The 26,082-nt window shown below is 43.2% G+C and carries 23 protein-coding genes and 1 tRNA gene; 17 read left to right on the top strand and 7 right to left on the bottom strand.

Annotation, left to right across the window (positions count from 1 at the left end; all coding sequences use genetic code 11):
- The first annotated feature begins 18 nt into the window (after positions 1-18).
- The 4 genes from dnaG (at position 19) to mgtA (ending at position 7,561) form a co-directional block, all read left to right on the top strand.
- Positions 19-1,986: a DNA primase gene (dnaG, locus tag ICN19_RS06475; RefSeq protein WP_216246329.1), complete on the top strand. Its 1,968-nt coding sequence runs from the start codon at positions 19-21 to the stop codon at positions 1,984-1,986.
- 233 nt (positions 1,987-2,219) lie between these two features.
- Positions 2,220-4,811 (top strand): RNA polymerase sigma factor RpoD, encoded by a 2,592-nt coding sequence (gene rpoD / locus ICN19_RS06470; RefSeq protein WP_216246328.1) that lies wholly within the window; start codon positions 2,220-2,222, stop codon positions 4,809-4,811.
- Positions 4,812-4,824: 13 nt separating this feature from the next.
- A tRNA-Ile gene (locus ICN19_RS06465) sits at positions 4,825-4,901 on the top strand.
- Positions 4,902-4,978: 77 nt separating this feature from the next.
- Positions 4,979-7,561 carry a magnesium-translocating P-type ATPase gene (mgtA, locus tag ICN19_RS06460; RefSeq protein WP_216246326.1) on the top strand — a complete coding sequence of 861 codons (2,583 nt, stop codon included), beginning with the start codon at positions 4,979-4,981 and terminating at the stop codon, positions 7,559-7,561.
- Between the two features lie 11 nt (positions 7,562-7,572).
- Here the strand turns inward: mgtA and ICN19_RS06455 are convergent, their stop codons facing one another.
- Positions 7,573-9,045: an RNB domain-containing ribonuclease gene (locus tag ICN19_RS06455; protein ID WP_216246324.1), complete on the bottom strand. Its 1,473-nt coding sequence runs from the start codon at positions 9,043-9,045 to the stop codon at positions 7,573-7,575.
- A 233-nt stretch (positions 9,046-9,278) separates the two neighbouring features.
- On the opposite strand from ICN19_RS06455, the gene ICN19_RS06450 reads away from it, so the two are divergent.
- Positions 9,279-9,881: a nitroreductase family protein gene (locus ICN19_RS06450; RefSeq protein ID WP_216246321.1), complete on the top strand. Its 603-nt coding sequence runs from the start codon at positions 9,279-9,281 to the stop codon at positions 9,879-9,881.
- A gap of 186 nt (positions 9,882-10,067) precedes the next feature.
- Here ICN19_RS06450 and ICN19_RS06445 read toward each other — a convergent pair whose 3' ends face one another.
- Complete coding sequence (locus tag ICN19_RS06445; protein WP_216246319.1) at positions 10,068-10,634, bottom strand: YceI family protein; 567 nt, start codon at positions 10,632-10,634, stop codon at positions 10,068-10,070.
- Positions 10,635-11,096: 462 nt separating this feature from the next.
- Here ICN19_RS06445 and ICN19_RS06440 point away from each other — a divergent pair, with 462 nt between their 5' ends.
- On the top strand, positions 11,097-11,477 hold the full coding sequence (locus ICN19_RS06440; protein ID WP_216246317.1) for a VOC family protein: 381 nt from the start codon (positions 11,097-11,099) through the stop codon (positions 11,475-11,477).
- A 45-nt stretch (positions 11,478-11,522) separates the two neighbouring features.
- On the opposite strand, the gene ICN19_RS06435 is transcribed toward ICN19_RS06440, so the two are convergent.
- The 4 genes from ICN19_RS06435 to ICN19_RS06420 all read right to left on the bottom strand — a co-directional run bounded on the left by ICN19_RS06435 (position 11,523) and on the right by ICN19_RS06420 (position 15,429).
- Positions 11,523-13,085 carry a cryptochrome/deoxyribodipyrimidine photo-lyase family protein gene (locus ICN19_RS06435; RefSeq protein WP_216246315.1) on the bottom strand — a complete coding sequence of 521 codons (1,563 nt, stop codon included), beginning with the start codon at positions 13,083-13,085 and terminating at the stop codon, positions 11,523-11,525.
- Positions 13,086-13,174: 89 nt separating this feature from the next.
- Positions 13,175-14,662, bottom strand: coding sequence for a glycine betaine ABC transporter substrate-binding protein (locus tag ICN19_RS06430; protein WP_216860647.1), 1,488 nt, complete (start codon positions 14,660-14,662; stop codon positions 13,175-13,177).
- Positions 14,663-14,893: 231 nt separating this feature from the next.
- Complete coding sequence (locus ICN19_RS06425) at positions 14,894-15,220, bottom strand: hypothetical protein (RefSeq protein WP_216246313.1); 327 nt, start codon at positions 15,218-15,220, stop codon at positions 14,894-14,896.
- Between the two features lie 23 nt (positions 15,221-15,243).
- Entirely contained in the window at positions 15,244-15,429 is a 186-nt protein-coding gene (locus ICN19_RS06420) for a hypothetical protein (protein WP_068949277.1), read from the bottom strand.
- Between the two features lie 352 nt (positions 15,430-15,781).
- Between ICN19_RS06420 and ICN19_RS06415 the strand changes: the two genes are divergently transcribed.
- The 10 genes from ICN19_RS06415 to egtD all read left to right on the top strand — a co-directional run bounded on the left by ICN19_RS06415 (position 15,782) and on the right by egtD (position 24,177).
- Positions 15,782-16,345 carry an Rrf2 family transcriptional regulator gene (locus ICN19_RS06415; RefSeq protein WP_216246312.1) on the top strand — a complete coding sequence of 188 codons (564 nt, stop codon included), beginning with the start codon at positions 15,782-15,784 and terminating at the stop codon, positions 16,343-16,345.
- A 72-nt stretch (positions 16,346-16,417) separates the two neighbouring features.
- Positions 16,418-16,969 (top strand): demethoxyubiquinone hydroxylase family protein, encoded by a 552-nt coding sequence (locus ICN19_RS06410; protein ID WP_255536958.1) that lies wholly within the window; start codon positions 16,418-16,420, stop codon positions 16,967-16,969.
- 42 nt (positions 16,970-17,011) lie between these two features.
- The gene (locus ICN19_RS06405; RefSeq protein WP_216246310.1) at positions 17,012-17,611 is read left to right on the top strand and encodes a DsbA family protein; all 600 of its coding nucleotides are present in this window, start codon (positions 17,012-17,014) and stop codon (positions 17,609-17,611) included.
- 37 nt (positions 17,612-17,648) lie between these two features.
- Complete coding sequence (locus ICN19_RS06400) at positions 17,649-18,800, top strand: SUMF1/EgtB/PvdO family nonheme iron enzyme (RefSeq protein ID WP_216246308.1); 1,152 nt, start codon at positions 17,649-17,651, stop codon at positions 18,798-18,800.
- A gap of 59 nt (positions 18,801-18,859) precedes the next feature.
- Positions 18,860-19,900 (top strand): selenide, water dikinase SelD, encoded by a 1,041-nt coding sequence (selD, locus tag ICN19_RS06395; RefSeq protein WP_216246298.1) that lies wholly within the window; start codon positions 18,860-18,862, stop codon positions 19,898-19,900.
- 99 nt (positions 19,901-19,999) lie between these two features.
- Positions 20,000-20,812 (top strand): putative selenate ABC transporter substrate-binding protein, encoded by an 813-nt coding sequence (locus ICN19_RS06390; RefSeq protein ID WP_255536957.1) that lies wholly within the window; start codon positions 20,000-20,002, stop codon positions 20,810-20,812.
- A complete protein-coding gene (locus tag ICN19_RS06385; protein ID WP_370625155.1) occupies positions 20,809-21,594 on the top strand; it encodes a phosphonate ABC transporter ATP-binding protein in 786 nt (261 codons plus the stop codon). The genes ICN19_RS06390 and ICN19_RS06385 overlap by 4 nt, the downstream gene beginning before the upstream one ends.
- A gap of 2 nt (positions 21,595-21,596) precedes the next feature.
- Positions 21,597-22,424 carry an ABC transporter permease gene (locus ICN19_RS06380; protein WP_216246296.1) on the top strand — a complete coding sequence of 276 codons (828 nt, stop codon included), beginning with the start codon at positions 21,597-21,599 and terminating at the stop codon, positions 22,422-22,424.
- A 71-nt stretch (positions 22,425-22,495) separates the two neighbouring features.
- The gene (gene phnE, locus ICN19_RS06375) at positions 22,496-23,215 is read left to right on the top strand and encodes a phosphonate ABC transporter, permease protein PhnE (protein ID WP_216246294.1); all 720 of its coding nucleotides are present in this window, start codon (positions 22,496-22,498) and stop codon (positions 23,213-23,215) included.
- A 29-nt stretch (positions 23,216-23,244) separates the two neighbouring features.
- Complete coding sequence (gene egtD / locus ICN19_RS06370; protein ID WP_370625154.1) at positions 23,245-24,177, top strand: L-histidine N(alpha)-methyltransferase; 933 nt, start codon at positions 23,245-23,247, stop codon at positions 24,175-24,177.
- A gap of 11 nt (positions 24,178-24,188) precedes the next feature.
- On the opposite strand, the gene senB is transcribed toward egtD, so the two are convergent.
- Positions 24,189-25,145, bottom strand: a complete 957-nt coding sequence (senB, locus tag ICN19_RS06365) for a selenoneine biosynthesis selenosugar synthase SenB (RefSeq protein ID WP_161484831.1) — start codon at positions 25,143-25,145, stop codon at positions 24,189-24,191.
- A gap of 152 nt (positions 25,146-25,297) precedes the next feature.
- Between senB and ICN19_RS06360 the strand changes: the two genes are divergently transcribed.
- A complete protein-coding gene (locus tag ICN19_RS06360) occupies positions 25,298-25,717 on the top strand; it encodes a CHRD domain-containing protein (RefSeq protein WP_216246292.1) in 420 nt (139 codons plus the stop codon).
- Positions 25,718-26,082 lie beyond the last annotated feature (365 nt).

Below are 26,082 nucleotides of genomic sequence, written 5' to 3'. Positions count from 1 at the left end.
CAGTTTCATACTCGCCTTATGGCACTCATCCCACAATCCTTTATTGCCGATCTTTTAAATCGGGTAGACATCGTTGATGTGGTTGGGCAGCACGTAAAACTAAAAAAAGCGGGCGCGAACTTTCAGGGTTTGTGCCCCTTTCATTCTGAGAAGTCTCCTTCATTTTCAGTATCGCCCACCAAACAGTTTTATCACTGCTTTGGTTGTGGCGCGCACGGATCTGCCATTAGCTTTTTAATGGAGTATTCCGGCCTTGGTTATGTTGATGCCATTGAAGACTTGGCACGCTCTGCTGGTTTAGATGTGCCTCGCGAAGAACGCACAGCAAATGACGTCGCGCGTCAGCAGCAAGCTATGGCACTGAGTGAGGTGATGAGCTCTGCGGCAGATTGGTATCGCCAGCAACTCAAGGGCAACACCCGAGCTGTCGAATACCTCAAAGGTCGCGGTCTTACTGGTGAGATCGCCAAACGCTATGCCTTGGGTTATGCGCCTGATGGTTGGCAGGGCCTAGAGGCGGTCTTTGGAACTTATTCCAATGATGAGGTTGCCAAGACATTGTTAGAAGGCGGCTTACTAATTCAGGGTGAGCAATCCGAAGGCGCAAATGTAAAACGCTATGACCGTTTCCGTAATCGCATCATGTTCCCGATTCGCAATCCTAAAGGCCAAACGATTGGCTTTGGTGGGCGCATCTTGGATCAAGGCGAGCCAAAATATTTAAATTCTCCAGAGACGCCACTCTTTTCTAAGGGCAATACGCTCTATGGTTTGTTTGAAGCAAGGCAAGCGATTCGTTCGCAAGAATATGTTCTTGTCTGCGAAGGTTATATGGATGTAGTCGCATTAGCGCAATTGGGATTTCCAAATGCCGTTGCAACATTAGGCACGGCCTGTACTGCAAACCATGTACGCATGCTCTTGCGTCAGACTGACAAAGTCGTCTTCTCATTTGACGGTGACTCTGCTGGTCAGCGTGCTGCACAGCGCGCGCTGGAAGCATGCTTGCCTCTCATGTCGGACGATAAAGAAATTCGTTTCTTATTTTTGCCGACAGAGCATGACCCAGATAGTTATGTGCGCGCTTATGGAGCACCAGCTTTCGAGAAGGTTATTAAAGAAGCCATGTCTATCTCCAGCTTCTTCTTTAAGGTGGTGAGCGAGGACCATGAGTTAACCACTCCGGAGGGTAGGGCCCATACACACCATGCTGCTAAACCCCTCTTACTCTCGATGCCACCGATTGCGCTGCGCACCCAAATCTTGCGTGAGTTGGCCATTCGCACGAACACCACCCCAGCCGAGCTTGAAGCATTTTGTGGTTTAACAGTCGCGCCTGCACCTGTGCGTCAAACCACTTATCAGCCGATGCAGGCCAGAACTTCAGGTACTCAAGGCAATCAAAATAGTCAGAACACCTTTTCAGGTAATGGCAATCGTCAAGGTGCACCTTGGCAAGCATCCAAAGGTTCTGCAAAACGCGTTGCGAGTCAAAACATTGAGCCACCTAAAGCGCCAACCGATTTGGCAGAACAGATGTTGCGTGTGATTATTCAGTTTCCGCATTTAGGAAAGGCGCTTGATGAGAACAAGCGCGCGCTTGCATTAAAGGCTGCAGAACAAAGATCTGAAAAAGCCCATGCTTTGATGAAAGATCTTTTGGCGCAGTGTGACTTGGTTGAGTTGATTCCAGGCGAAGGTAATAAACCGGCTACCGCAGGTGCTGGAGCATTTGCGATGTTCCAAGATCAGCTGTCTCGTAGCGAACTAGCTCCTTTGTATGAAGTTCTCAGGAATCGTGTGATGGGCTCTGATTTGGAGCTCGATGGCGCCGCCGCAGACTTAGATGGGGCATTCAAAAAACTAGAATTAACCCACCTCAAGCAAGAAATGACGGAAATTGCCCAAAAGATCGCTGGAAGCACTGCCACCGAGCAGGACCGGGCTCGATATCGGGAATTGGGCGAAAAGCTGAAATTCTCCTAAGAATTTCTGAAAACACCCCTAGAAATCCTCTGAAATTACCCCATATTTTTAGGTAAGAAGGGTGTCAAAAAGTCGCAATCGACTATAATCCTCTGTTCCCAAGAAAAAACCGATTTAATTCAGCCACTTGCGCTTTATTTTGATGAAATTTGGGGTAAGTGGGTAATTGAGTAACGCGGGGCTGTGTTTCATCAGTCGATATCAACAACAGTAATGTGAGTAAGTGCTAATAAATGCCGAATACCAAGACCAAAAAACCAGCTCCAAAAGCAAAAACACCTGCTAAGCCAGTAAAGGCTGCAGCTAAACCTGCTGCCAAAGCGAAAACACCTGCTAAGCCAGTAAAAGCTGCAGCTAAACCTGCTGCCAAAGCAAAAACACCTGCTAAGCCAGTAAAAGCGGCTGCAAAACCAGCCGCTAAACCTGCAGCCAAAGCAAAGGCGCCAGCTAAGCCAGCTCCAAAAGCAAAAACACCTGCTAAGCCAGTAAAGGCTGCTGCAAAACCTGCAGCTAAAGCGAAAGCTCCTGCTAAGCCAGTAAAAGTAGTTGTTAAGGCGCCAGCCAAACCAGTTAAGGCTGTTGCAAAAGCACCAGCAAAACCTGTAAAGGCTGCAGCAAAACCAGTTGTAAAAGCTCCCGCGAAATCTGCCAAAGCAGAAGTCAAGGTTGAGCCAGCTAAAAAAGGTAAAGCAGTAGCAGCACCTAAGGCTGAGCCAGTTAAAGAAACAAAAGCAGCAAAAGAAACTAAAGATGCAAAAGAAGTCAAAGGCAAGAAAGCTAAGACAGCAGAACTAGAGGCGCCTGTAGTAGTTGAGGAAGAGAAGAAGCGCGGCCGCAAAGCAAAAGCGGATGCACCTGCTGAACCAGTATTAACGGATCGTCAAAAAGCGCGTGAGCGTAAGGCGAAAGAGAAAGCGCTCTTAAAAGAATTTGCAGCACAACAGTTGGGTACTGAAGAGCAGCAAGAGTTACGCCGCGCTCGCTTGAAGACTTTGATCAAGATGGGTATGTCCAAGGGTTACTTAACCCATGGCGAGATGAATGACGTGATGTCTGACGAGTTGTCCGATGCGGATGCATTAGAAACGTTGATTAGCTTGCTCAATGACATCGGTATTACTGTTTACGAACAAGCCCCAGACGCAGAAACATTAATCCTTTCTGACAATACAGCTGCTGCAGCTTCTGAAGAAGAAGCTGAAGAAGAAGCTGAAGCGGCTTTATCTACTGTTGATTCAGAATTCGGACGCACCACCGATCCAGTACGTATGTATATGCGTGAAATGGGTACGGTTGACTTGTTGACTCGCGAAGGCGAGATCGTGATTGCGAAGAAGATTGAAGCTGGTCTCAAAGACATGGTGATGGCTTTGGCTGCTTGCCCTGTAACGATTGCTGAGATTCTGAGCAACGTTGACAAGATCGCTAGTGGCGAGATGGAGATTGACCAGTTTGTGGATGGTTTGGTTGATCCAAATGCAGAAGATATTAAGCTCGGACCTGAAGAGCCAGAAGTCGATCCGGACGCTGAAGAAGGTGAAGAAGGCGGCGAAGAAGATGAAGGCGGCGGTGGCGGTGGCGGTGCTGCAACAGCAAACGCTAAGCAATTGGAGGAATTAAAGCAAATCTCTTTAGAGAAGTTTGCAATCGTTCGCACACAAGCTGACAAGATGCGCCGCGCATTTGATAAAGATGGTTACAACTGTCCAGCATACGTGAAGGCGCAAGATGCAATTCGCGCTGAATTACTTGGTTTCCGCTTAACAGCGAAGAGTGTTGAGAAGTTATGCGACACCATGCGTTCACAAGTAGACCAAGTATGGAAGCTTGAGCGTGGCATCGTAAGCTTGTTAGTAGACAAAGTGGGTGTTAATCGTGGTGAAGTATTAAAAGATTTCCCTAAGATGTCCATGAATTTGACTTGGACCGAGAAGTTGCTCAAAGAGAACAAGCCATACAGCGCACTCTTGCAGCGTAACGTTCCAGCTATTCAAGAACTGCAACAGAAGTTGATCGATATTCAGAAGAATGTTGTGATTCCGTTGCCAGAATTAAAAGAAGTTAATAAGCAAATGATCGCTGGCGAGAAGCGTGCCCGCGAAGCAAAACGTGAGATGACTGTAGCCAACTTACGTTTGGTAATCTCGATTGCTAAGAAATACACCAACCGTGGCTTGCAGTTCTTGGATTTGATTCAAGAAGGCAACATTGGCTTGATGAAGGCGGTAGATAAGTTTGAATACCGTCGTGGTTATAAGTTCTCTACCTATGCAACATGGTGGATTCGTCAGGCGATTACCCGTTCGATTGCGGACCAAGCACGTACGATCCGTATCCCAGTTCACATGATTGAGACGATCAACAAGATGAACCGTATCAGCCGTCAAATTTTGCAAGAGACTGGTCATGAGCCAGATGCTGCAACCTTGGCACTGAAGATGGAGATTCCTGAAGACAAGATCCGTAAGATCATGAAGATTGCTAAAGAGCCTATCTCCATGGAGACACCAATTGGTGATGATGAAGATTCTCATTTGGGCGACTTCATTGAAGACGGCAATACCTTGGCCCCAGCAGAAGCTGCATTGCATGACTCTATGCGCGATGTTGTGAAAGATGTTCTCGATTCATTGACGCCACGCGAAGCAAAAGTATTGCGTATGCGCTTTGGTGTTGAGATGAGCACTGATCACACTCTTGAAGAGGTTGGCAAACAATTTGACGTTACTCGTGAGCGTATCCGTCAAATTGAAGCTAAGGCCCTCCGCAAAATGCGCCATCCAAGCCGTAGCGACAAACTCAAGACCTTCCTCGAAGAAGATTGATCCAAAGACTAACGGGCCTATAGCTCAGTTGGTTAGAGCAGAGGACTCATAATCCTTTGGTCCCAGGTTCAAGTCCTGGTGGGCCCACCAGAAAAGCAAACCCTCATCAGAAATGGTGGGGGTTTTGTCTTCTAAGTGTTACTTAAGGTAACGCTTAGAATAGCCTGATGAATAATGACTCCACTAAATTAGAGGAAATAAAAAAGCTTGCCTCTACTGATTTAGGGTTACTTTTTCATGATTTCCAATCTTCTTCTACTGGGTTATCAGCGAAGCAGTGGAGGGCAAATTTTCAGATCTATGGACCCAATACCTTTAATTTGGAGCCAGAGATCAACCCCTTGCTGCGGTTTTTAAAGTTATTTACATCACCACTATCTCTTTTGTTAATAGGCCTATCACTTGTCTCCTATCTGACTGGTGAGGATAGGGGGGCCGTCATGATTGCGCTGATGGTCTTTTTATCGGCAACTCTCACATTTACCCAGGAGTACAAATCTAATAAGGCTGCAAAGAAACTCAAGTCTTTGGTTAATACAAGGGTAGAGGTATTTCGTTCGGGCATCGAATGCACCGTTGATTTAAGTGAGATAGTGCCGGGCGATATTGTGCGTCTATCAGTCGGTGATCTCATCCCCGCAGATGTGCGCATTATTAGCAGTAAAGATTTATTTATTAATCAGGCATCCATTACTGGGGAGTCGATGCCAACTGAAAAATCTCATGTCTTACTAAGCAAAGAACCTGCCTCTTCATTTGATTGGGTCAATTTAGCTTTTATGGGTAGTCATGTAGTCTCAGGAATAGGCTCAGCGCTAGTTCTCAAAACGGGAGATGCTAGTTTTTTTGGGCAAGTGGCAATACAAACTACTGAGCAGATAAAGACGTCAAGCTTTGATCAAGGAATTAGTCGCTTTACTTGGCTAATGCTACGTTTGATGGCGGCAATGGTGCCTGCTGTATTTTTAATCAACGGGCTGATTAAAGGGGATTGGCTTGAGGCGGCACTATTTGCAATTGCCGTAGGGGTCGGCCTAGCGCCTGAAATGTTACCCATGCTGGTTACTATCAACTTGGCAAAAGGAGCTATTGCCCTATCTAAAAAGCGAGTGATCGTGAAACGGCTGACGGCTGTGCAAAGCTTGGGTGCTATGAATATCCTCTGTACTGATAAGACTGGAACTCTGACGCAAGATGAAATTATTCTTGAAAAGCATATTGATGTATTAGGCAATAATGATGCAGGAGTGCTTGAATATGCATACCTCAATAGTCATTACCAAGCTGGAATGCGAAATCTACTTGATGAAGCTGTTCTCAAGCATCAAAGCGTTCACGAAAAACTTCATTCCTCTGATGCCTATCAAAAAATTGATGAAATTCCATTTGATTTCCAAAGGCGTCGTATGTCAGTTGTCTTGCGGAAAAATGATCGGGAAGATATTCTGATTTGCAAGGGTGCCGTTGAAGAAATGGTGGCTCAATGTTCTTGGGCGCAGGCAGGAAAAGAGTTAATTACACTGAATGCAGATAATCAAGCTCAGATGATGCAAGTCGTCGCTGATTTAAACAACGATGGTTTTCGGGTCATTGCGGTGGCGATAAAAAAAGAGACAACCAGCCATCAGACATATAGTGTGGCTGATGAATCGGGGCTTATTTTGATGGGGTTCATCGCCTTTTTAGACCCCCCAAAAGAATCGGCAAAGCCTGCAATTGCATCCCTACAGGCATGTGGTATCGAGGTCAAAATTTTAACGGGTGATAACGAGTTAATTACCCGCAAGGTTTGTCATGAGGTTGGGTTATCTATAGATCAAGTGCTATTGGGGTCTGAGATTGAAAGTCTTTCTGATGATGAATTAACGAATAAATTAAAGCAAACGAAGATATTTGCAAAAATGACACCTGCTCAAAAAGCTAGGGTCATTCGATTACTCCAAAATCAAGGACATGTGGTGGGTTACCTGGGGGATGGCATTAATGATGGACCGGGCCTAAAGTCTGCGGATGTCAGTATCTCGGTTGATTCTGCTGTTGATATTGCAAAGGAATCTGCTGACATTATCTTGCTTGAAAAAAGCTTATTGGTTTTATACGATGGCGTTATTGAGGGTCGGCGGGTATTCGGAAACATCATGAAGTACCTCAAAATGTCCGCAAGTTCAAACTTCGGCAATATGTTTAGTATGCTGGGTGCCAGTGCTTTATTACCATTTTTGCCGATGGCGCCAATACAAATTTTATTGAATAACTTGTTGTATGACTTTTCGCAAACCGCGGTCCCTACAGATTCCGTGGATCCAGAGTATCTTCAGGGTCCTCGCGGATGGGATGTAAAGGGCTTGGCCCGGTTTATTTTTTGCATAGGACCTATCAGTTCGATTTTTGATTATTTAACGTTTGGTTTTTTATGGTTTTATTTGAAAGAAAATACGCTAGAGTTATCACCAATATTTCAGACGGGTTGGTTTGTCGAGTCCTTACTATCTCAAACGCTAATCGTATATGTAATTAGAACCGGCAAAATGCCCTTTAAAGATAGTATTCCAAGTATTCCATTGATGGTAACTACTTTAATAATCTGTGCTGTAGGAGTGGTGCTCCCATTTACTGCGGTTGGTGAAGGATTTCAAATGGCGCCACTTTCCAGGGATTATTGGTATGGCTTGGCCTTTTTATTGCCAAGTTATTTATTGCTCACTCAGCTAGTGAAGACCTGGTTTATTAAAAAATGGGGAGTCATTTAAATTGCTGGCTTTTAGTTGCTACGCATAAAATTAATATGCCCCATCTCAACATCGGTTGAAACAAGTTGTACGCGAATCTTGTTGCTAATAGCGGCGTCTCGCGGAAGCTTTAAAAGCATCCCCTCTGCAGGTGGATTAAAGATTCTGACCCAGCCATAGTTTGGTGTAATGCCAGTGATAATCCCGTCAAATTCTTTGCCTATATAGGGTTCAAGAAATAGTGCAGCTTCTGACTTTCTCATCCTACGCTCAACTTTGCGAATCGCATCTTCTTGGGTGGTGCAGTGTGCTGCTAAAGCGTAAAGCTCAGTTGTTTCATATGCATTTACGTCATCCTTGATGGCATTTTTAACCATTCTCAAGGTGATTAAGTCTGGATAGCGACGATTTGGTGCGGTAGAGTGCATATAGTCTTGTACCGCTAGACCAAAGTGCCCTATAGGTTCAGACCCGGGCCTTTCTAAAACATATTCCCCTGGTCCCATGAGCTTGACAACAACTAATGAGAGGTCTGGAAACCGTAATGGGTCAGCCTCATTGCGTTTAGCCAAAAATTGTGACAACGCTTTAGAGTCAGGCTCATTAGGTAAATTTTCTCCATATTTCTTTGCTAGTTCGATAAGCCTTAACCAACGATCCGGACTGCGAACTACTCTTCGCAAGGAGGGTATTCCTTTCTTGAGCAAAAAATGAGCAGTTGATTCATTCGTTGCAATCATGAACTCTTCAATAAGCTGTCTGCCCCGGTTATGCTCTTGCTCGGCAATGCCAATAATTTGCTCGCCCTCAAAGACAGCTTTTGGTTGAAAGATTTCAAGCTGCAGTGATCCCGCCTGATGACGTCGCATTCTCAATTTCTGAGCAACATGATCTTGGGTTTTAATTTGTAAATCCATTCCCAGAACCGAGCTAATGCCTGAAGGTATTGCCCCTTTGCCCTCAATCCATCTTGAAACTGCGTCATAAGCAAGTTTTGCCTTATTGAGTACTTTTGCTCGGTAAATAGTGGAGCCTTGAATTTCTCCATTATTGCTAATGATAATTTCGGTAACTAAAGCCAACCTGCTTTGGTTGAAATTTAAGGAGCTCAGATTAGTAGAAAGCTTCTCAGGCAGCATTGGAAAGATTCGCGCTGAGGTATAAACGGATGCCGTATTGAGCTTGGCATGCTGATCAATGGGCGAGTCCTTTTTTATCAGAGAATCTACATCAGCAATCGCTATGTAAATCTTATGACTTCCATTCTCCATGGGAGAGCAGGCAGTTAGCTGGTCTAAGTCTTGAGAATCATCGTTATCTAGCGAACACCATAAAAGATGAGTCAGATCCCGAATACTGGGATCAGTATCTTCGCCAGGAAGATTGAGCGCCTGTAATTGGTCTTGAGCTTCTTTTGGAAAATCAGGCTCAAGCCCCTTTTCTCTCATAACAATAACGGCAATTCTGGCTAAATCGGATTTAGTGTAAGTTTTTTGTCTGTGCATACCTGTCCAATATAGCGCTTATTGGCTAGTAACTTTTGATTAATTTACGCATAAAGCTGTTTTAAATCTAAATACCAATTAATTCGAATTTATTAAAAAATATCTAATCCTTTGGTCCCAGGTTCAAGTCCTGGTGGGCCCACCAGAAAAGCAAACCCTCATCAGCAATGGTGAGGGTTTTGTCTTTTGAATATTGCCGTATTATCAGAGCTTGAATCTCACTGAGGAAGTTAATGAATACATTTGATGCAATCCGCGAACGTAGGGCCGTTAAGTATTTTGACCCAATCCATGAATTTACTAAGCAAGAGACAGAGCAGTTGCTTGACCTTGCTATGCAGGCGCCATCCTCATTCAATATCCAACATTGGCGTTTAGTGAATGTTACAGACAAGGCTTTAAGGGCAAAATTACGAGAAGCTGCCCATGATCAGGCTCAAGTTACTGATGGATCTCTATTATTTGTAGTAACTGTGGATATCAAGGCTTGGGAAAAAGATCCTGCCCGATATTGGGTAAATGCACCCAAAGAAGCTCAAGATATCTTAGTTCCTTGGATTCATCCTTTTTATGCTGGAAAAGAGCAATTACAAAGAGATGAATCAATGCGTTCAGCTGGCATCATGCTGCAAACGATGATGCTCTCAGCCAAAGCGATGGGTTATGACTCATGCCCAATGGTCGGCTTTGATTTTGATAAAGTCGCCGAATTGATTCATTTGCCTAAAGACTATGCCATTGCTGCAATGTTGGTCGTTGGTAAGGGCATTAAACCAGCATGGCCTAAGCCTGGATTTATCCCTAAGTCAGAAATGTTGATTGAAAACCATTTTTAAGCTGATATTTTCTGAGCGGGTTTAAACGGCATGAGAAATTCAACCCAAGCCCAGACCTATTGGAATGATTAAAGCCCTCATCAGAAATAGTGAGGGCTTTAATTTTTATATGGTTATGTTGGGTTTGGCGCTCAAATAAAACCTTATTGCTTGCAGACTCTATTGGTGATACCAGTGTAATTAAGGCTATTCTCTTGATGCTTCAATCACTATATTTAAGCTGATCTCATCGCCAACAAATGGCACATATTTTCCTAGATTAAATTCTGAACGACTCAACTTCGCGCTTGCGTTGGCGCCACACATATATTTCAAAGTAATAAAGTTACGACTGCAAGCAAAGTTACTTACTTCAATATTAATAGGCTTGGTAATGTCTTTAATGGTCAGCTCACCAGTGAGCAATGTAATAGCCTGATTATTGAATGTAACCTTATCAGAAGTGAATTTGGCTACAGGAAATTTTTCAGAATTAAAGTAATCTTCGCTTCTAAGTAACTTATTAAAGGTATCGGAGCCTGTGCTAATTGAGCCAGTCTCAATGTCAACATCTATGGTACCCCCATCCATTTGATCATTGAGTGTAATAGTTCCGTTCACCTTATCAAAACGACTAGTTTGAATCGAGTAAGCTAAATGCTTGTAGCTAAAGCTAACAAACGTGTGCTCAGGGTCAGTAATATAAATTTCTGCCGCTTGCACCGAGGAGGTCACCAAGGTCAGGAGCAAGGCGCTTATATAAAAAAAGTTCATTAGATATTTTAGGTGTTGATATGAGAATGTGCAGAATCATCGCCCCTATCCTCAACAGAGACCTAAATACCTTGTTTTTAGTCTTTCCGACAGTTAAGGCATCAATTTAGGCTTTAAAAAGCTGGCACAGGGAGCATAAAATCCATTTATATGAGTTAATGCATTTAATTAACGCTTACACCAAACTCAATACCAATATTACTAAATCAAAAGCTATTAGCAATGCCGCTCCGAAATTCGCCAAGTCAGATACGAGAGTTAGATGATCTCAGTCAATTAAGTAATATTGTTACTGACAAGCGCAGGGGTCAACGCTCATTAGCCAAGAAATCAAGGCGTAATCGACATTATGAAAAACAATTTATTCGCAATACGCTCACGCGTGTATCTATAAATCTATCTGAAGAGCCGATAGAGTCTTGAGAAGCATTTCTGTATTTAATTAACTTTATAGGAAAAATCATGTTTAGTCACATTATGTTGGGCGCAAATGATTTAGAAGTTTCAAGAGGCTTCTATGATGCTGCTCTAGGAGCTTTGGGTATCAAAGCCGGGAGCTTTAGTCATGACAAATACTTTTATCGCGGCCCTGGCGGAGTCTTTGCTATTACAAAGCCTATTAATGGAAATAAAGCCACTCATGCTAATGGCGGCACAATCGGCTTTATTGCTAAATCAATCGCTGATGTAGATGCATTTCATGCTATCGGTGTTGCTCATGGAGGGACTTCCTGTGAGGGGGATCCAGGTTATCGAGAGGGCGTGGCTGGTACTGTTTATATTGCTTGGCTTAGAGATCCTGCCGGCAATAAAATCTGCGCAATGCATAGGCCGCCGAAATAAGAGCTTGCCTCGTTAGGGTCAGGTTGAGTTGTTGGGCGAGGTTGGCTAAAGCTCAAGGGTAAGCTGTGGGCTGGCCTCTATAGTTTTAGCCGTAGATTTTTTTCGTAAGTCCCTGCTTGCGCGAGAAGCATGTTTATCGACAACTGATTTTTTCCCAGCCCGAACCTCCGATAGGTTGCGTCTAGCATGCAAGCGATCTTTAGATATCTTTGTGGCAAAAGCAATATCTACTAATGGTTGGGGAATGTCTCTACCAACCTCAATACCAATGCTGTTTTGTACTTCTTGAGGCATATTCCAAGGCTCAAAAAGCCAAGTATCTGGTACTTGACGCATATGGGGAAGCCATTTTCTAACAAAAAAGCCTTTTTGATCATGATCTTGCGCTTGCTTGATCGGGTTATAAACACGTGTCACGTTGATCCCGGTCGTGCCGGATTGCATTTGTAGTTGACTCCAGTGGATTCCGGGCTCGTAGTCTAAAAATTGGGTGGCTAACCAATCTCCTACTGGTTTCCAGTGCAACCAAAGTGGATAAGTTGCAACTGAAACCAGCATTGCGCGCATTCTAAAATTAAGCCATCCCGTTTCACGTAGCATGACGACGCAGGCGTCCACCATAGGCCAACCCGTCTTACCATCCTTTAAGGCATTGAAGTAATAGTCATTGAATTCATTCTCGCGTAATGCATCATATCCACGGTGCATATTTCGCCACTCGATTTCAGGCTCGCTTTCGAGCTTTTGAATAAAATGACAATGCCAATACAAGCGACTCATAAAAGCAGTTAAACCTGACTTTCTTCTGCTGGTATCTGGCGACATTTGAAGCAGTTCTTGATTGGTTGCTTGCACTACTTCCCTGATACTAAGACACCCATAAGTTAGATACACAGATAATCGAGAGCATGCATCTGGGGCTGATAGAGGTGATGAAATCCCACCTCGGTACCACATACTGCGCTGCTTCAAAAAACTGTTCAGTGTTTTAAGTGCAACCGATCTTCCACCGTGTTGTCTTAACGGTGGATTATGTCTCAGGTGCGCAGGTGCCTGTATCGTAGACGGCGTCAGATAATGAGCGCTAGAGTTCGCTACTGGCGCGCTGGAAACCGGGGCTTTCCAAAATTGAATAGGTGGAAGTTCATACAAAGGCATTTCCATGTGTTTTTGCCAATGAGCATGCCATTCATCACGATTTTTTAGTCCCCTAGTAACTCCAAACTGGGCATATTCACCCCAATGAATGCCGCGAGACTGACACCATTTACCAACCCTTTGATCTCTGGAATACGTAAATCCATTGCCAGTTTCTTGATGTGAATGCAAACCTTGAAAAGGGCTGGCTTGCCAAATTTTACTCAGTACTTCAGTAACTTCACCTTCATAAATCTCTAAAGTGCCACCAAGTAAATGGAGTTGGGCATCTAGATCTTGAAGACACTCTCGAATGAATTCAAAATGTTGGAGAGCCACATCTGGCTGCGTCCAAAGTGTTGGCTCAAGCACGTAAATGCAGCGAATGGGGCCTAACTTTGCAGCCTCGACAAGCGCGGTGTGGTCCTCACAGCGAAAATCACGCTTAAACCAAACCAGTTGATAACTCATAATTAATTAGCGGAGGAAGTGAATTGATATTGATATCGGATGATTAAGCATTTTTTCTTTTTTTTGCATAAAGCTTAGGCAATCAATTGCTAGTTCTTTACAGCTTTGCGCTTAGGCGTAAAGACAGCTTGCGCAAGCAGGGCAAGAATGGCGGCTGGTATGGCACCAGAAAGCATTAGAGCTTGATCATTCACGGCAAGCCCAGCCACTATACGGTCGCCGAAGCCACCCGCACCTACTAATGCTGCAAGAGTGCAGGTGCCGACGCCAATCACAGTAGCTGATGCTAAGCCAGTCATAATGATTGGCTTAGCATACGGTAGCTCAATAGAAAGCAATAATTTCCGCTCATTACAACCAAGAGCCAAGGCTGCTTCTTTTAAAGTGCTTGGAACCTCCATTAAGCCAATGTGGGTAGCACTCACAATTGGTAGAAGGCCATAAATAAATAAAGCCAAAACGGCTGGTATGGTCCCTATTTGATCTAATACAGCAATCAAAATAGTTAGTAATGCAAGAGAGGGTATCGTTTGTAAAACACCAACAGTCCCTAGGATCCAAGTCGAAAATCGAGGTCGACGGTATGCAACAACTCCAAGAGGAATTCCAACGAGAAGAGCCATTGTTGAGGAAATTGTAACCAACAGAACATGATCTCGGAGTGCGGTAAGAAAATCTGGGCCAAAAAGTAAATTAAAAAACCTTGAGATCTTTGTAGGACTTGATTGATCATTAGTGGATTTATTCAAAAATCCACGAGCAATCATTTCAAAGCTAATGCCAGACTCAGCCTCATTATTAAGTTTTGCCATTGTTACTTCATTTAATGCTCCCGCTAATTTTTGTAGAGGCTTCTCATCAAAATCAGAGCGCATTAATAGGATTGCATCGTAGCGAGGAAATGATTTTCTGTCATCCTCTAATAAGGTCAGATTATTTTTCGTAATTGATGCATCAGTCGAGTATGCATCCACAATATCGACATCGCCACGAACAAGAGCATCATATGCTAGGCCATGCTCCAGTACTTTTTTGGATTTTATTTTGAGGGCGTAAACCTGAATAAGCGCAGACCAACCATCATTCCTGGTTTTAAATTCTGGAGATAAGGCAATTCGAAGTGTGGATTGCTGCTCGGTTGATAGATTTGCGATATCACCAATTCGTTTTATACCTAGCTTACTCGCTTGTTCTGGTCTCATAGCAAGTGCATAAGTGTTGTTAAAGCCAAGTGGTATCGCTACTTTTAATCCCATAGGCTTGAGCCAGGCATTAAGGTCATCTATTGAGGCTTCGGTTTCTGGGCGCTTGAGTATTTCTCGCAGAATAGTGCCGGTGTACTCTGGATACACATCAATTTGACCAGTTTTAAGCGCTTGAATAACAATAGCAGTATTACCAAGACCTTGGCGATGTATAGCTTTTAATCCAGCATCATGTAATGTGAGATTAACAAGCTCTCCAAGTACATAGCTTTCTGTAAACCGCTTTGATCCAACTGCGGTAATTTTTTCTGTAGACTGAGCTGATACAAAGCAGCTAATGGTTATACCAAAACATAAGCTGAGCTTAATCAAAAAAGAGAAAATGTACTTAGTGAAATACAAGCGGGGTTTTCTTCATTAAAAATATGAGATCTCATCATATAAGCCTTTGGCTTATTGTGCTCAGCCCGTATGTACTTTTGTAAGAATCACTTAGTAGTCTATTTGAATGTACAGTAAACGACAGTTTTGATTCATTAAAAATACTACCCTTGTAGGGCTGGGTATCGTTGAAGCATCATCCCTGACAACTTAGTTGGGTTGTTAAGTACTCATCTTTGAGTCGACCGAGAGACAGGATTTCATTGCTTTCAACTCAATTGTCTTTAACCACTCAGGCTTAGCCTTTGGGTTCATCACTAACTCATTGACTTGTCCATTGGTGGCATTTTTATTGATGAACTCGGCCTGACAAGTACAGTAGGCAGCAAAGTCTTCTGCACTCAGAGTTTTACCCTTAAGATCTTTATGCTCAGCCACTTGCTCAGTTGCGCAATTCTTTTGAAAGTCTTTTGAAATTGCTTGAGCAAAAGACTGATGGGATATTACTAACAAAAAAGCTAACGATAAAGCAGTACGAAATATTGACATTGTGCGCTTCCTTTTCATTTAATCTAAGTGGTAGAGATTCTTCCATAAACATCAAGGTCTGACTCATCAACCTCCAAAAAGTCATCTTCGATGACAGAGGCTCCTTCTAAGTTTTCGATATATTCCCGGATAGCGTAGTAAGGAGGCATCTGTGCTTCATTGTCATCCTGGGGATCCCAGACTTTGTAACGAAAAACGGTTAATTTCATATGATTTTTGTTGAACGTAACTCATGAGCCTAAAAGATGATTGATATGGCGCCTGAAGTAAGCCTTGCGAGCCTCGACTAAAACTATGACCAAATTACTCAGAAACTGTTTGAACTGTCTCATTTAAGGCTCCTTTGGTTAGAAATACTAGGGTTACTACTTAATTAGTATGCGCTTTAAGATCATAGATTGCAGGGCAGCAAAAACCCCTCTATTAGTAGTTTTATACGTAATAACCCTAATAGGTTCAGAATCAAGCTGTCTCCCGACCCGTATTTAAGGTCCTTCAGTCGCCTTCGGGCGACTTCTTTTTAAGTCATTTCTATCGTGTCGTTAATAAAAGGAAAGTGTCATGCTGAAGTACATCAATAGGTCGCTTGAGCAAACTATCAATACCTTGATTGATATCACCGCCTATTCACGCTTTGGTGTTCCGGTTAGAGCAATTGATATCGCTAAACGTCAGCACCTTTCTTTAAGTCGTATGGAGATAGTGCTATCCGCACTCAAGTCTGCTTATTTAATACGAGCTGCCAAAGGACGAAGGGGCGGATACTACTTAGCTAAAGACCCACAAAGTATGACGATGAAAGATGTATTTTTAGCAGTCAATCACTCTAGATCCAGAAAAGTAGTTATCGCAGATTTTGCTAAGGAGATCGTAGAATCATTTGAATCTTATATGCGTGATTGTCTATCTAAGATTGCCGTAGCATCATCTTCAAAACATGCGAGAACAAGCCCCTTTCAAATTGAGATCATTCCAGCCTGGGACTCGCAAAAGTATCAATTACAAGAAATCTCCAAAAAGGGTAAATGGGATACTCAAAGCGTTCTGATTACAAAAGCCGAGTTACAAAAAGCAGAAAAGCTCGGGCCCAACTCTATATTTGATTTTAGTAATTACCTTCAATAATAAAATGAGATTGATGAAAAAGATGCGACAGTTTTATGATGAAGTTATAAGTTACATCCGGGCTTATCTCAGATGAGGGGTGTAATCGAGCGTAGCAATGCTTATTCCGTCTATTTGGAACGTGAGTTGCGCTCAGATCATGCTGGCGAAACGGGTGCTATCTATATCTATAAAGGCATTATTGCCATTGCAAAATTACGTAAAGATCAGGAGCTCATCAGTTTTGCCAAGCATCATGGAGCCACTGAGGCTGAGCATTTACAGTTAATAGAGTCTATTTTCGAGGCCAAGCATCGAAGTTGTTTGCTGGGTCCTTGGCGCATTGCGGGATGGTTAACTGGGGCGATACCAGCGCTATTTGGAAGAAAAGCAGTTTATGCAACGATTGATGCTGTTGAGACATTTGTAGAACAACATTATCAGCAACAGATTGAATATCTACAAAAAAATGGTAGTCATTATGATTTGCTTAAGCTCCTCATACGTTGCCAAGCCGACGAAATAAATCATAAAAATGAAGCAAGATCAAAAGTTGTGAGCCCTAGGCCCTTAACTCTAAAGCTTTGGTATGCTTTAGTGGGGGGTGGATCGGCAGTAGCTGTTTTATTGGCTAGGCAGATTTAAAGAATATGATGTTGGTAGTTAACTAAACGAGGTGGAGAAGTAATGATTCAGATTCAGATCTGGGCTGACTTTGAATGTCCATATAGTTACTTTCAGACTATAGTTCTTGAAAAGCTCCAAATAAAGTATCAAGACAGACTAGAGATAGTATGGAGAGCATTTGAATTAACCCCAGTTGAGGGCAATATCTCTCCCCCACAATCCTATATAGATAATCTTGAGGCTGCTAAGTCTGAGCCCATTGTCATGCAAGAGAATCTTAAGCTTCTAACACCAAAATTTCTAACCTATACCTGGCTTGCACAAGAGAGTGTTTACTTCGCTAATTCTCAGGGCTTATCTTTAAAATTAGCCAGAGCTTTATTTGATGCATTCTTTCTGAGTGGGCTTGATATCAGCAGTGAAGAAGTAGTGATGAAGATTGCCTCTCAAACAGGAATAGACATCTTGCAGCTGAGGCAAGCACTCGATAATGGTGAATTGACTAAGCATGTCATGGCCGATGAGCAAGAGTTTAAAACGTATGGCTTTCAGGGGTTGCCGGCAATGCTTATTGGTGAGAAGAATTTTTCACCTCGAAGTTTCATGCCCATCATGGGGTATAAAACCTTTGAAGAATTACTTGAGATCTTGCCTAAGTAGTATAGCGATATTGATGACCTTCATTTTCTAAATCTAAATGACACAGTTTGACTATCTGCGCTACGAGCCTTGGCCATTACCCAATAAGCTTCTAAAAGATTTAGAGCGCTCGACTCACGTGACACAAACTATCATTAGTAAGCTTGATCACGGCCAGGAAACAGTCGCCTTATTGCCCGGATTAAACCCTCCGCATTGGGAGTTTGGCCATCTGATTTGGTTTCACGAATTTTGGGTTCATCGCAAAGGGGTAGCATCTAATCCTTCCTTTTTAGCCCATGCAGATGCTTTATTTAATTCTTCTGAAATGATTCATGATGATCGCTGGCAGGTACAAATACCTTCTATCGATATCTTGATGAATTACTTTGCGAATGTGATGGAGCGTACATTTGCCATTCTCAGATCTGGAACCTTGAGCCCTGAGCAGGCTTACTTTATTCAATTGGCCCTCTATCATGAGGATATGCACAATGAAGCATTTGCTTATATGTGGCAATCTTTAGGTTACGTCTGGCCGCTAGAACAAAGTCTGGGTTCTATACAAGACCAACAGAAAGACTTGGAGCCAGGATATATCCATATTCCTCAGTGCCAATTTAAGCTTGGGTCCACACCAAATACAGGCTTTATTTTTGATAATGAAAAATGGCAGCATCAAGTATTAGTCCCCAATTTTTCAATTTCAAGCCATGCAGTTAGCAGCGGTGAATATGTAGAGTTTTTAAGATCTCTAAATGATGCAGGAATAAGCTATGTAGAGCATCAACCTACGTATTGGAAAAAAGAGGGCGATACTTGGTTTGAGCGTTTTTTTGATCAGTGGCGAGAGTTGGATCTTAATGCTCCAGTAAGACATATCTCTGCCCATAATGCTGAGCAGTATTGTTTATGGAAGGGTGTTCGACTCCCCACTGAAAATGAGCTTAGCCTTTTAATGACATCAGCACATGAGCCATGGCAACCCTCCAGCTTATGGGAGTGGACTAGCGGTACTTTTAAGCCTTTTGAGGGCTTTAGCTCCGATCCTTATCAAGATTATTCGGCCCCATGGTTTGATAGCAGGCATCGGGTTTTGAAGGGCTGGAGTGTATATACCCCCGACTATCTGCGTCGACCCCAATTTCGTAATTTTTACCTACCTTCCCGCAGTGACTTTTTTTGCGGCTTTCGTACCTGTTTAGCATAAATTAGGTAAGCTCACATACTTCGCTGACATCTTCTTACTTTTAAATTGAGTTCTTCAACATGACATATAACGGTCGTCTTACCTCCCTCTCTCACGGCGGAGGCTGTGGTTGCAAAATTGCTCCAGGTGTTTTGAGCGATATTCTGAAATCTTCTCCTATTTGCCAGATACCTGCTGCACTACTAGCAGGTTCTGATAACAATGAGGATGCCGCTGTTTATCAAATCAACGAACATCAGGCGATCGTAGCGACAACCGATTTCTTTATGCCGATTGTTGATGATCCGTATCAATTTGGGCGAATTGCAGCAACAAATGCGATCTCAGATATTTACGCTATGGGTGCCCAACCTCTTTTTGCTCTAGCGCTATTAGGCATGCCAATCAATGTCCTTCCTTTGGAGGTCATTCAGCAAATTACTGCTGGTGGTGAGTCGGTATGCGCAGAAGCTGGGATTATGATTGCTGGGGGTCACTCCATTGATACTGTGGAGCCCATTTATGGCTTGGTCGCCATTGGCGTAGTAGACCCTAAAAAACTCAAGCGTAATAGCGGTGCAAAGTTAGGCGATAGCATCATCCTTAGCAAACCCTTGGGTGTAGGTATTCTTTCTGCTGCGCTAAAAAAAGAGCAGCTTTCTGACTCTGCTTACCAGGAGATGATTGCCTTAACGACTAAGCTGAATAAACCTGGCGTCGCGCTATCCCAACTCGATAGCGTGCATGCTCTTACGGATGTGACAGGGTTTGGCTTAGCAGGGCACTTATTGGAACTGTGCCGTGGAGCAAAGCTTTCAGCTCAGATTCAGTGGGACTCTATTCCAGTAGTTTCTGAGGCGGTCAAGCTGGTAAAAGAAGGCATCTTTACTGGCGCATCACCACGTAACTGGCTGGGTTATGGTCATGAAATACAGCTGGCCTCTCATTTGAATGAGTGGCAGCAAAACCTCTTGTCCGACCCCCAGACTAGTGGTGGTTTATTAATCTCTTGTAGCCCAGAAGCGACTGAGCAGGTATTGGAAATTCTCAGGGCAGATGGATTTAGGCAAGCTCAAAAAATAGGCCAATTTGTACAGGGCTCAGGCGTTTCTGTAGCCTAAGCTCTACTTCTTTAATTCAATAGAAAGTATCCGAACAACATGAAACTAAATACTTTGAAATTTTCACTCGGCCTTGTTTTAACAACGCTTTGCTGTAGCATGTTCATGCTTCCAGCTCAGGCGCAAGCCGTCTTACGCGTCTCCGCGATTCCGGATGAATCACCAACCGAGCTACAAAGAAAATTTCTTCCTTTAGGCGAATATCTTTCTAAAGAGACTGGCATGAAAGTTGAATTTACGCCCGTGACAGACTATGCCGCAGTTGTTGAGGCGCTGGCAACAAATAAAATCGATATGGCATGGTTAGGCGGGTTTACCTATATTCAAGCAAAAATTCGTACGAATGGCGCCGTCAAGCCGATCATTCAGCGTCTTGAAGATGAAAAATTTACGAGTAAATTTATTATTCCTGATGCTAGCTCGGCAAAGAATTTGACAGATTTAAAGGGCAAGACCTTTGCCTTTGGTTCGCCATCATCTACTTCAGGCCATTTAATGCCGCGTTTTTACCTAATGAAGGCAGGCATTAACCCAGATAAAGACTTTAAGAGTATTGCTTTTTCTGGAGCCCATGACGCAACAGTCGCATTTGTTGCTAGCGGTAAAGCAGATGCTGGCGCTTTAAATGCATCTGTTTGGGATAAATTGTCTGATGCTAAAAATCCTAATACCGAAAAAGTAAAAGTTCTTTATACAACGCCTCCGTACCATGATTATAACTGGACCGTACGAGGTGGTTTGGATGCAGCGGTAACTAAAAAAATTAGCGATGCTTTTTTAAAGCTGAATTCCAATGATCCTGCTCATAAAGAATTAATGGATCTTCAGAGGGCTAGCAAATATATCCCTACTAAATCATCTAACTACGATGAAATTGAAAAGGCTGCAATTGGTGCTGGTTTGATTAAGTGAAAAAAATAGTATTTGCATTTAAGCAAGTTAGTTTTAGTCATAGCAATGGAAAAGAAGCGCTAAAAAATATCAACATTAGCGCCTCAGCTGGTGAATCAATTGCGATTATTGGATCATCTGGCTCTGGCAAAACGAGCTTGCTTAACTTGATAGCGACTTCACTGCGCCCTAGTATTGGGTCTATATCGTTATTGGGTATTGATCCATGGGCGATTTCAAAAGGGCAATTACGCCGTTTACGCTCTCAAATAGGCTTAGTCCATCAAGCAGCCCCGATCCCACCAAGACAAAGAGTGATTACCGCTGTCTTAGCTGGTCGTCTTGGTCAGTGGCCGCTCTGGAAATCTCTTCTGTCATTAATCTATCCGATAGATATCGCGGGTCCGCAGTTATGTCTGCAAAAACTCGATCTCGCCGACCGCCTCTTTGATCGTTGTGACCGCCTGTCTGGAGGTCAATTGCAAAGAGTGGGTGTCGCGCGCGTGCTGTACCAGAAGCCTTATTTATTACTGGCTGATGAGCCAGTATCAGCGATGGATCCCGTCCTTTCTGATTTAACCATTCAGCGTCTTTTAGAGGATGCCCGAAGTAGAGATGCTTGTTTTGTAGCTAGTCTTCATGCAGTAGATATTGCTTTGCGATGGTTCCCCAGAATCATTGGACTGAAGGATGGGGAAGTCTTTTTTGACTTACCAGCATCTGAAGTGAATGAAAGTTTGCTGCAACAGTTGTATGCATCCGAACGTGGTGTTCTGCCAAAACAAGGTAGCGTAAATACATAGATATGAAAAGAGCGGTCTATCTTAGAGATCCAGATGCGCTCAGGCGTTTTGTGGTGACGTGTATTGCGTTAGCGGTCTTATGGCCAATGATGCAATTGGCACAGTTTGATGTATTTAAATTATTTGAAGTTAGCAATCTTAAAGTTTTTACTAACTTCTTAATTCAGTTTTTTCCGCCTAATCTGCAACTATCATTTTTAGCTTTGGTATTCAAGGCTACTTTAGAAACTTTAGCCATGGCAACAGCAGGTATTGCCTTGGCAATGCTGATGGCAATTCCACTGGGCCTCATCATCACTTATAGCCTATCGATTTCGCGTATTGGTCCTGCCTCAGGTCATCGCGTCGCAAAACTTGGTAGATATCTTGCCCGAATGCTGATATTACTGCTCAGGGGTATTCCAGAAATTGTATGGGCCTTGCTTTTGGTGAGAGTATTTGGTTTAGGCCCAATCGCGGGGGTGCTAGCAATCGCTATTACCTATGGTGGCATGCTCGCAAAAGTGTATTCCGAAATCCTGGAAACTGAAAACACGCTACCTGCTAAAGCGCTACTGATGTTAGGTAGTGGCCGTATCAATGCATTTTTATATGGGTTATTGCCAAGCGCCTCACGAGAACTGGCTTCTTACACCATATATCGCTGGGAATGTGCAGTTAGAGCCTCGGTGGTCATGGGTTTTGTGGGCGCTGGTGGCTTGGGGCAGCTTATGGACCAGTCAATGAAGATGCTTAATGGTGGTGAGGTATCTACCATCCTAATCATGTTTTTATTGCTTGTTTTACTCGCAGACTACATCAGCCTCATCATTCGTCGGCAGCTCGCGTGAACCACTATCCTGCTCGCAAATTTTGTCTTAAGTGCCTCATTACGCTTTTACTGGTTGCGATATTCATTGTGATGAGCTTTGCCTATCTTTCATTGAATCCTCTGGCTTTGTTTACTCAGCAAGCTATGAGCGACATTGCCATTTATACAGCACGCTTTTTTCCACCAGATCTCTCGCCATCTTTTTTACAGAAGGTGTGGAGTGGTGTATTGCAGACCCTGGCCATTTCTGCCATGGCCACCTTATTGTCGGCAATTGCGAGTCTTTTTCTGGCGCTACCAGCAGCTGGACAGTTTGGTCGTAGCGCAAAAGTGGCGACCCGTTTTTTCTTAAATTTTCTGCGCTCGGTGCCAGAGCTTGTTTGGGCGGTATTAATGGTGTTAGCAGTAGGTTTGGGCCCATTTGCTGGAACCTTAGCGCTCGCCTTGCACACCACGGGAGTGCTAGGGCGTTTATTTGGCGAGACCCTGGAAAATCACTCTCCTAACGCGACACAAGCACTGAGGTTAGCTGGGGCAAGTAATACTCAAGCATTTATTTATGGGGCCTTGCCGGGGATCTATTCTCAACTTCTCTCTTATAGTCTTTATCGTTGGGAAATGAATATACGTATGGCCACGATATTAGGATTTGTCGGCGCAGGGGGTCTTGGACAAATTTTGTACTATGAGCTCTCTTTATTGCATGAGCAGCAAGCCTCAACGGTGATCATGGCGATGCTTATCCTAGTTGTAGCTGTAGACATGATTAGCAACAAACTCCGTAGAGTGCAAATGCACAGTCTTGGCTAAACTAGGTCGTATTAAAAAGGAATATTGAAGTGAGTCAAGAGCATATGCCAAATCAAAAGTTAGTTGATGAAATTATTGCTGGTCTTTCACAGGAGCAGCCATCTATATCTCCAAAGTTTTTCTATGATGAAATTGGATCTCACTTATTTGAGGCAATTACTTTTTTGGAAGAGTATTACCCAACTCGAACTGAAAAACAAATCATGATGCAAAACGGCGAAGCGATTGCTTTGGCGATTGGAAAGTGCGATGTTTTATTGGACTTAGGGGCTGGTAACTGCGAAAAAGGTAGTGCATTGTTTGACACCCTATTGCCCAAAGAGTATCGCGCTCTAGATATCTCAAAAGAATTTTTAGAGCAAGCAATCTCAGGCTTACAAAAAGAATTCCCACAAATTCAGATGCAGGCACAAACCAGTGATTTACAGGAAGAAATGGCATTTCCTGATCTAGTGGGCCGAAAGAAAACCTTTTTTTATCCAGGCTCTTCCATCGGAAATTTTGACCCAGAGGCTGCTCTAGGGCTATTCAAAAATATTGTGAAAGTTTGCCAAGGTGATGGGGGTTTATTGATCGGAGTTGATCTGGTTAAGGATCACGCAGTTCTATCTCGAGCTTATAACGATGCCCTTGGAATTACTGCAGCTTTTAATAAAAACATCCTTTTGCACCTAAATCGTCTGGCTAAAACGGACTTTAATTTGGCGCATTGGGAGCACTATGCTATTTTTAATGAGCAACTTGCTCGAATCGAAATGCATCTTCGATCTTCTCGGAATCAAGTAGTTTCGTTCCCTGGAGGTAAAAGGCGTTTTGATAGCGGTGCGCTTATTCATACTGAAAATAGCTATAAGTACACGCAAGAAAAATTTGAATCTCTTTTAATGAGCGGCGGTTTTAAAGCCGTACACTCCTGGACTGATCCAAATTGCTACTTTTTAGTAGTTTATGCGACAGCATAGGGTCTGATTGGTTATTTAATCAGGCTTTTAATGAGCTTTTGAATAGATTTTTGTTCTAATTCTGGTTTGGTGATCTTCTGTCGTAAAGCAATCGCCCTACACAATTTTTGATAAAAGACTGGATTGGCTTCAGCCTTGTTTAGTAGTTTGCTTAAGGCAACTTTATCCCCTGCTGGATAGTAAGCGGGGTAGGTATCCCCTAGTAAGCCGCGATTGCCTGGAATGTCTGATGCAATTACGGGGATGCCAATTGCGATGGCTTCGGACACCACATGTGCGCCACCTTCCATAATGCTGGAGATGATCATCACGTGTGAGCGAGAGAGCCACTGTAGCGTTTTAGAGTGACTCAGTTGGTCCAACCATCGATAACGCATAACATTTTTTTCAATCGAGATTGCTTGTTTTTTAAACTCTGGACTCATTGCCTTACCGAGTTGCACTAGCTGGACCTTGCTGTTTGATGGCAATAAAGGCAGGCATTGCGCTGCACAAAAGGGATCTTTTTCAGACCGCAGATGGCCAATGATGCTGGCTAAAAAATGACGTTTCGGCGGAGATTTTTTAGTAATGCCTTTTACTGACTGGTAAATCACTTGGATTTTATGGTGAAATTTCTTAGGTAAGGATTGAATAGCATCTGGTTGAAGAACCACAATCGCATCGGCCATCTCCATTGACTTGATAACCTTGGTTGAATTTTTTAGATCTCTATAGATATCGGTTCCGGTCATTATTAAAACGACTGGATGATTAGGGTAGGCTTTTTTAAACCCTTGAATAGAGTCATGACTTCGTAGCCCATGGAGCGCAATCAGAACGTCACATGGTTTTTTAGACCATTTCTCAGTGACAATACTTTGGTAATTTAAATGTGACAAAAATCGATGCCATCGTAAGGCGGTAATACGGTTTCCATGAAGAGTACCAGGAGGTGCAGGGGTTACGATTTCAATACGCAATTTCAAATTAATATTTCCCAGTTAGCTCAGATTAAAGTTTTGTGCTCCACAAGATTCTAGGGTAGAAAGGAAAGATATGTTCAACGCCCTTTAATTGTCATGTTTTACGCTTATGTATGTGATAGTCTGAGGATTCGCTAACCCGATTGGAGATATAGATGAAGATTAATCATGTTTTTGCTAAAGCTGCTTTGGTATTAGGTGTTGGGATTGCCTCATTTGGTGTATCAGCACAGTCCATGAAAGTAACCCTATCCGGGTCTCAAGAGGTTCCTCCAGTCATGACTTCTGCATCTGGAGTAGGTTCAATTATGGTTACTCCAGATGGCTCCGTATCCGGAACTATCACTACTATGGGTATGGAGGGGACTATGGCGCATATTCATGAAGCGCCAATGGGTCAAAATGGACCCGTAATCGTGCCATTTACCAAGACTGCGGATAATGTTTGGTCAGCACCTGCTGGTGCTAAATTAACTGAGGCTCAGATCCAAAGCCTAAAGAGCGGCAATCTCTATCTCAATGTTCATAGCGCTACAAATAAACCTGGTGAAATCAGGGCTCAGCTTAAGCCCTAAGGATGGAAATACTTCCTCTGCTTCATGTCACTAAGGATTACCAAAACCACCTTCGGGTGGTTTTTTTGAGCGTTACTTTAAGTAACGCTTATTCCTTTAAAAAGTCTTTTGGAGCAACGAAGTGCTAAACGGTTGCTCCAAAAATCCGTTGGTTTCGAAAATAAAAGAGCGAGAGACCAATTTCTTTAAACCCCTGAATTTGCTTACACATTTGCATACACACCGACACTGACCGCCCGCAGACCCCCTGTTTATATGGGTCTACTTTGGGCTTCTGCACTCATAATCCTTTGGTCCCAGGTTCAAGTCCTGGTGGGCCCACCAGAAGTAAAAAACCACCTTCGGGTGGTTTTCTTTTGCGCCCA

The organism is Polynucleobacter sp. AP-Capit-er-40B-B4 (genome assembly GCF_018882245.1).
Classification (GTDB): Bacteria; Pseudomonadota; Gammaproteobacteria; order Burkholderiales; family Burkholderiaceae; genus Polynucleobacter.
This window is presented reverse-complemented; position numbering and strand designations above follow the sequence as displayed.

Excerpts from the sequence above, each read along its gene's own strand:
- phnE (WP_216246294.1), top strand. The coding sequence starts at position 22,496 with ATGAGCTTTGCCTATCTTTCATTGAATCCTCTGGCTTTGTTTACTCAG.
- ICN19_RS06450 (WP_216246321.1), top strand. The coding sequence starts at position 9,279 with ATGAATACATTTGATGCAATCCGCGAACGTAGGGCCGTTAAGTATTTT.
- ICN19_RS06390 (WP_255536957.1), top strand. The coding sequence starts at position 20,000 with ATGTTCATGCTTCCAGCTCAGGCGCAAGCCGTCTTACGCGTCTCCGCG.
- ICN19_RS06455 (WP_216246324.1), bottom strand. The coding sequence starts at position 9,045 with ATGCACAGACAAAAAACTTACACTAAATCCGATTTAGCCAGAATTGCC.
- ICN19_RS06410 (WP_255536958.1), top strand. The coding sequence starts at position 16,418 with ATGAGGGGTGTAATCGAGCGTAGCAATGCTTATTCCGTCTATTTGGAA.
- ICN19_RS06380 (WP_216246296.1), top strand. The coding sequence starts at position 21,597 with ATGAAAAGAGCGGTCTATCTTAGAGATCCAGATGCGCTCAGGCGTTTT.
- rpoD (WP_216246328.1), top strand. The coding sequence starts at position 2,220 with ATGCCGAATACCAAGACCAAAAAACCAGCTCCAAAAGCAAAAACACCT.
- mgtA (WP_216246326.1), top strand. The coding sequence starts at position 4,979 with ATGAATAATGACTCCACTAAATTAGAGGAAATAAAAAAGCTTGCCTCT.
- ICN19_RS06400 (WP_216246308.1), top strand. The coding sequence starts at position 17,649 with ATGACACAGTTTGACTATCTGCGCTACGAGCCTTGGCCATTACCCAAT.
- ICN19_RS06440 (WP_216246317.1), top strand. The coding sequence starts at position 11,097 with ATGTTTAGTCACATTATGTTGGGCGCAAATGATTTAGAAGTTTCAAGA.
- ICN19_RS06445 (WP_216246319.1), bottom strand. The coding sequence starts at position 10,634 with ATGAACTTTTTTTATATAAGCGCCTTGCTCCTGACCTTGGTGACCTCC.
- ICN19_RS06415 (WP_216246312.1), top strand. The coding sequence starts at position 15,782 with ATGCTGAAGTACATCAATAGGTCGCTTGAGCAAACTATCAATACCTTG.
- ICN19_RS06360 (WP_216246292.1), top strand. The coding sequence starts at position 25,298 with ATGAAGATTAATCATGTTTTTGCTAAAGCTGCTTTGGTATTAGGTGTT.
- selD (WP_216246298.1), top strand. The coding sequence starts at position 18,860 with ATGACATATAACGGTCGTCTTACCTCCCTCTCTCACGGCGGAGGCTGT.
- dnaG (WP_216246329.1), top strand. The coding sequence starts at position 19 with ATGGCACTCATCCCACAATCCTTTATTGCCGATCTTTTAAATCGGGTA.
- ICN19_RS06405 (WP_216246310.1), top strand. The coding sequence starts at position 17,012 with ATGATTCAGATTCAGATCTGGGCTGACTTTGAATGTCCATATAGTTAC.
- ICN19_RS06435 (WP_216246315.1), bottom strand. The coding sequence starts at position 13,085 with ATGAGTTATCAACTGGTTTGGTTTAAGCGTGATTTTCGCTGTGAGGAC.
- ICN19_RS06425 (WP_216246313.1), bottom strand. The coding sequence starts at position 15,220 with ATGTCAATATTTCGTACTGCTTTATCGTTAGCTTTTTTGTTAGTAATA.
- ICN19_RS06420 (WP_068949277.1), bottom strand. The coding sequence starts at position 15,429 with ATGAAATTAACCGTTTTTCGTTACAAAGTCTGGGATCCCCAGGATGAC.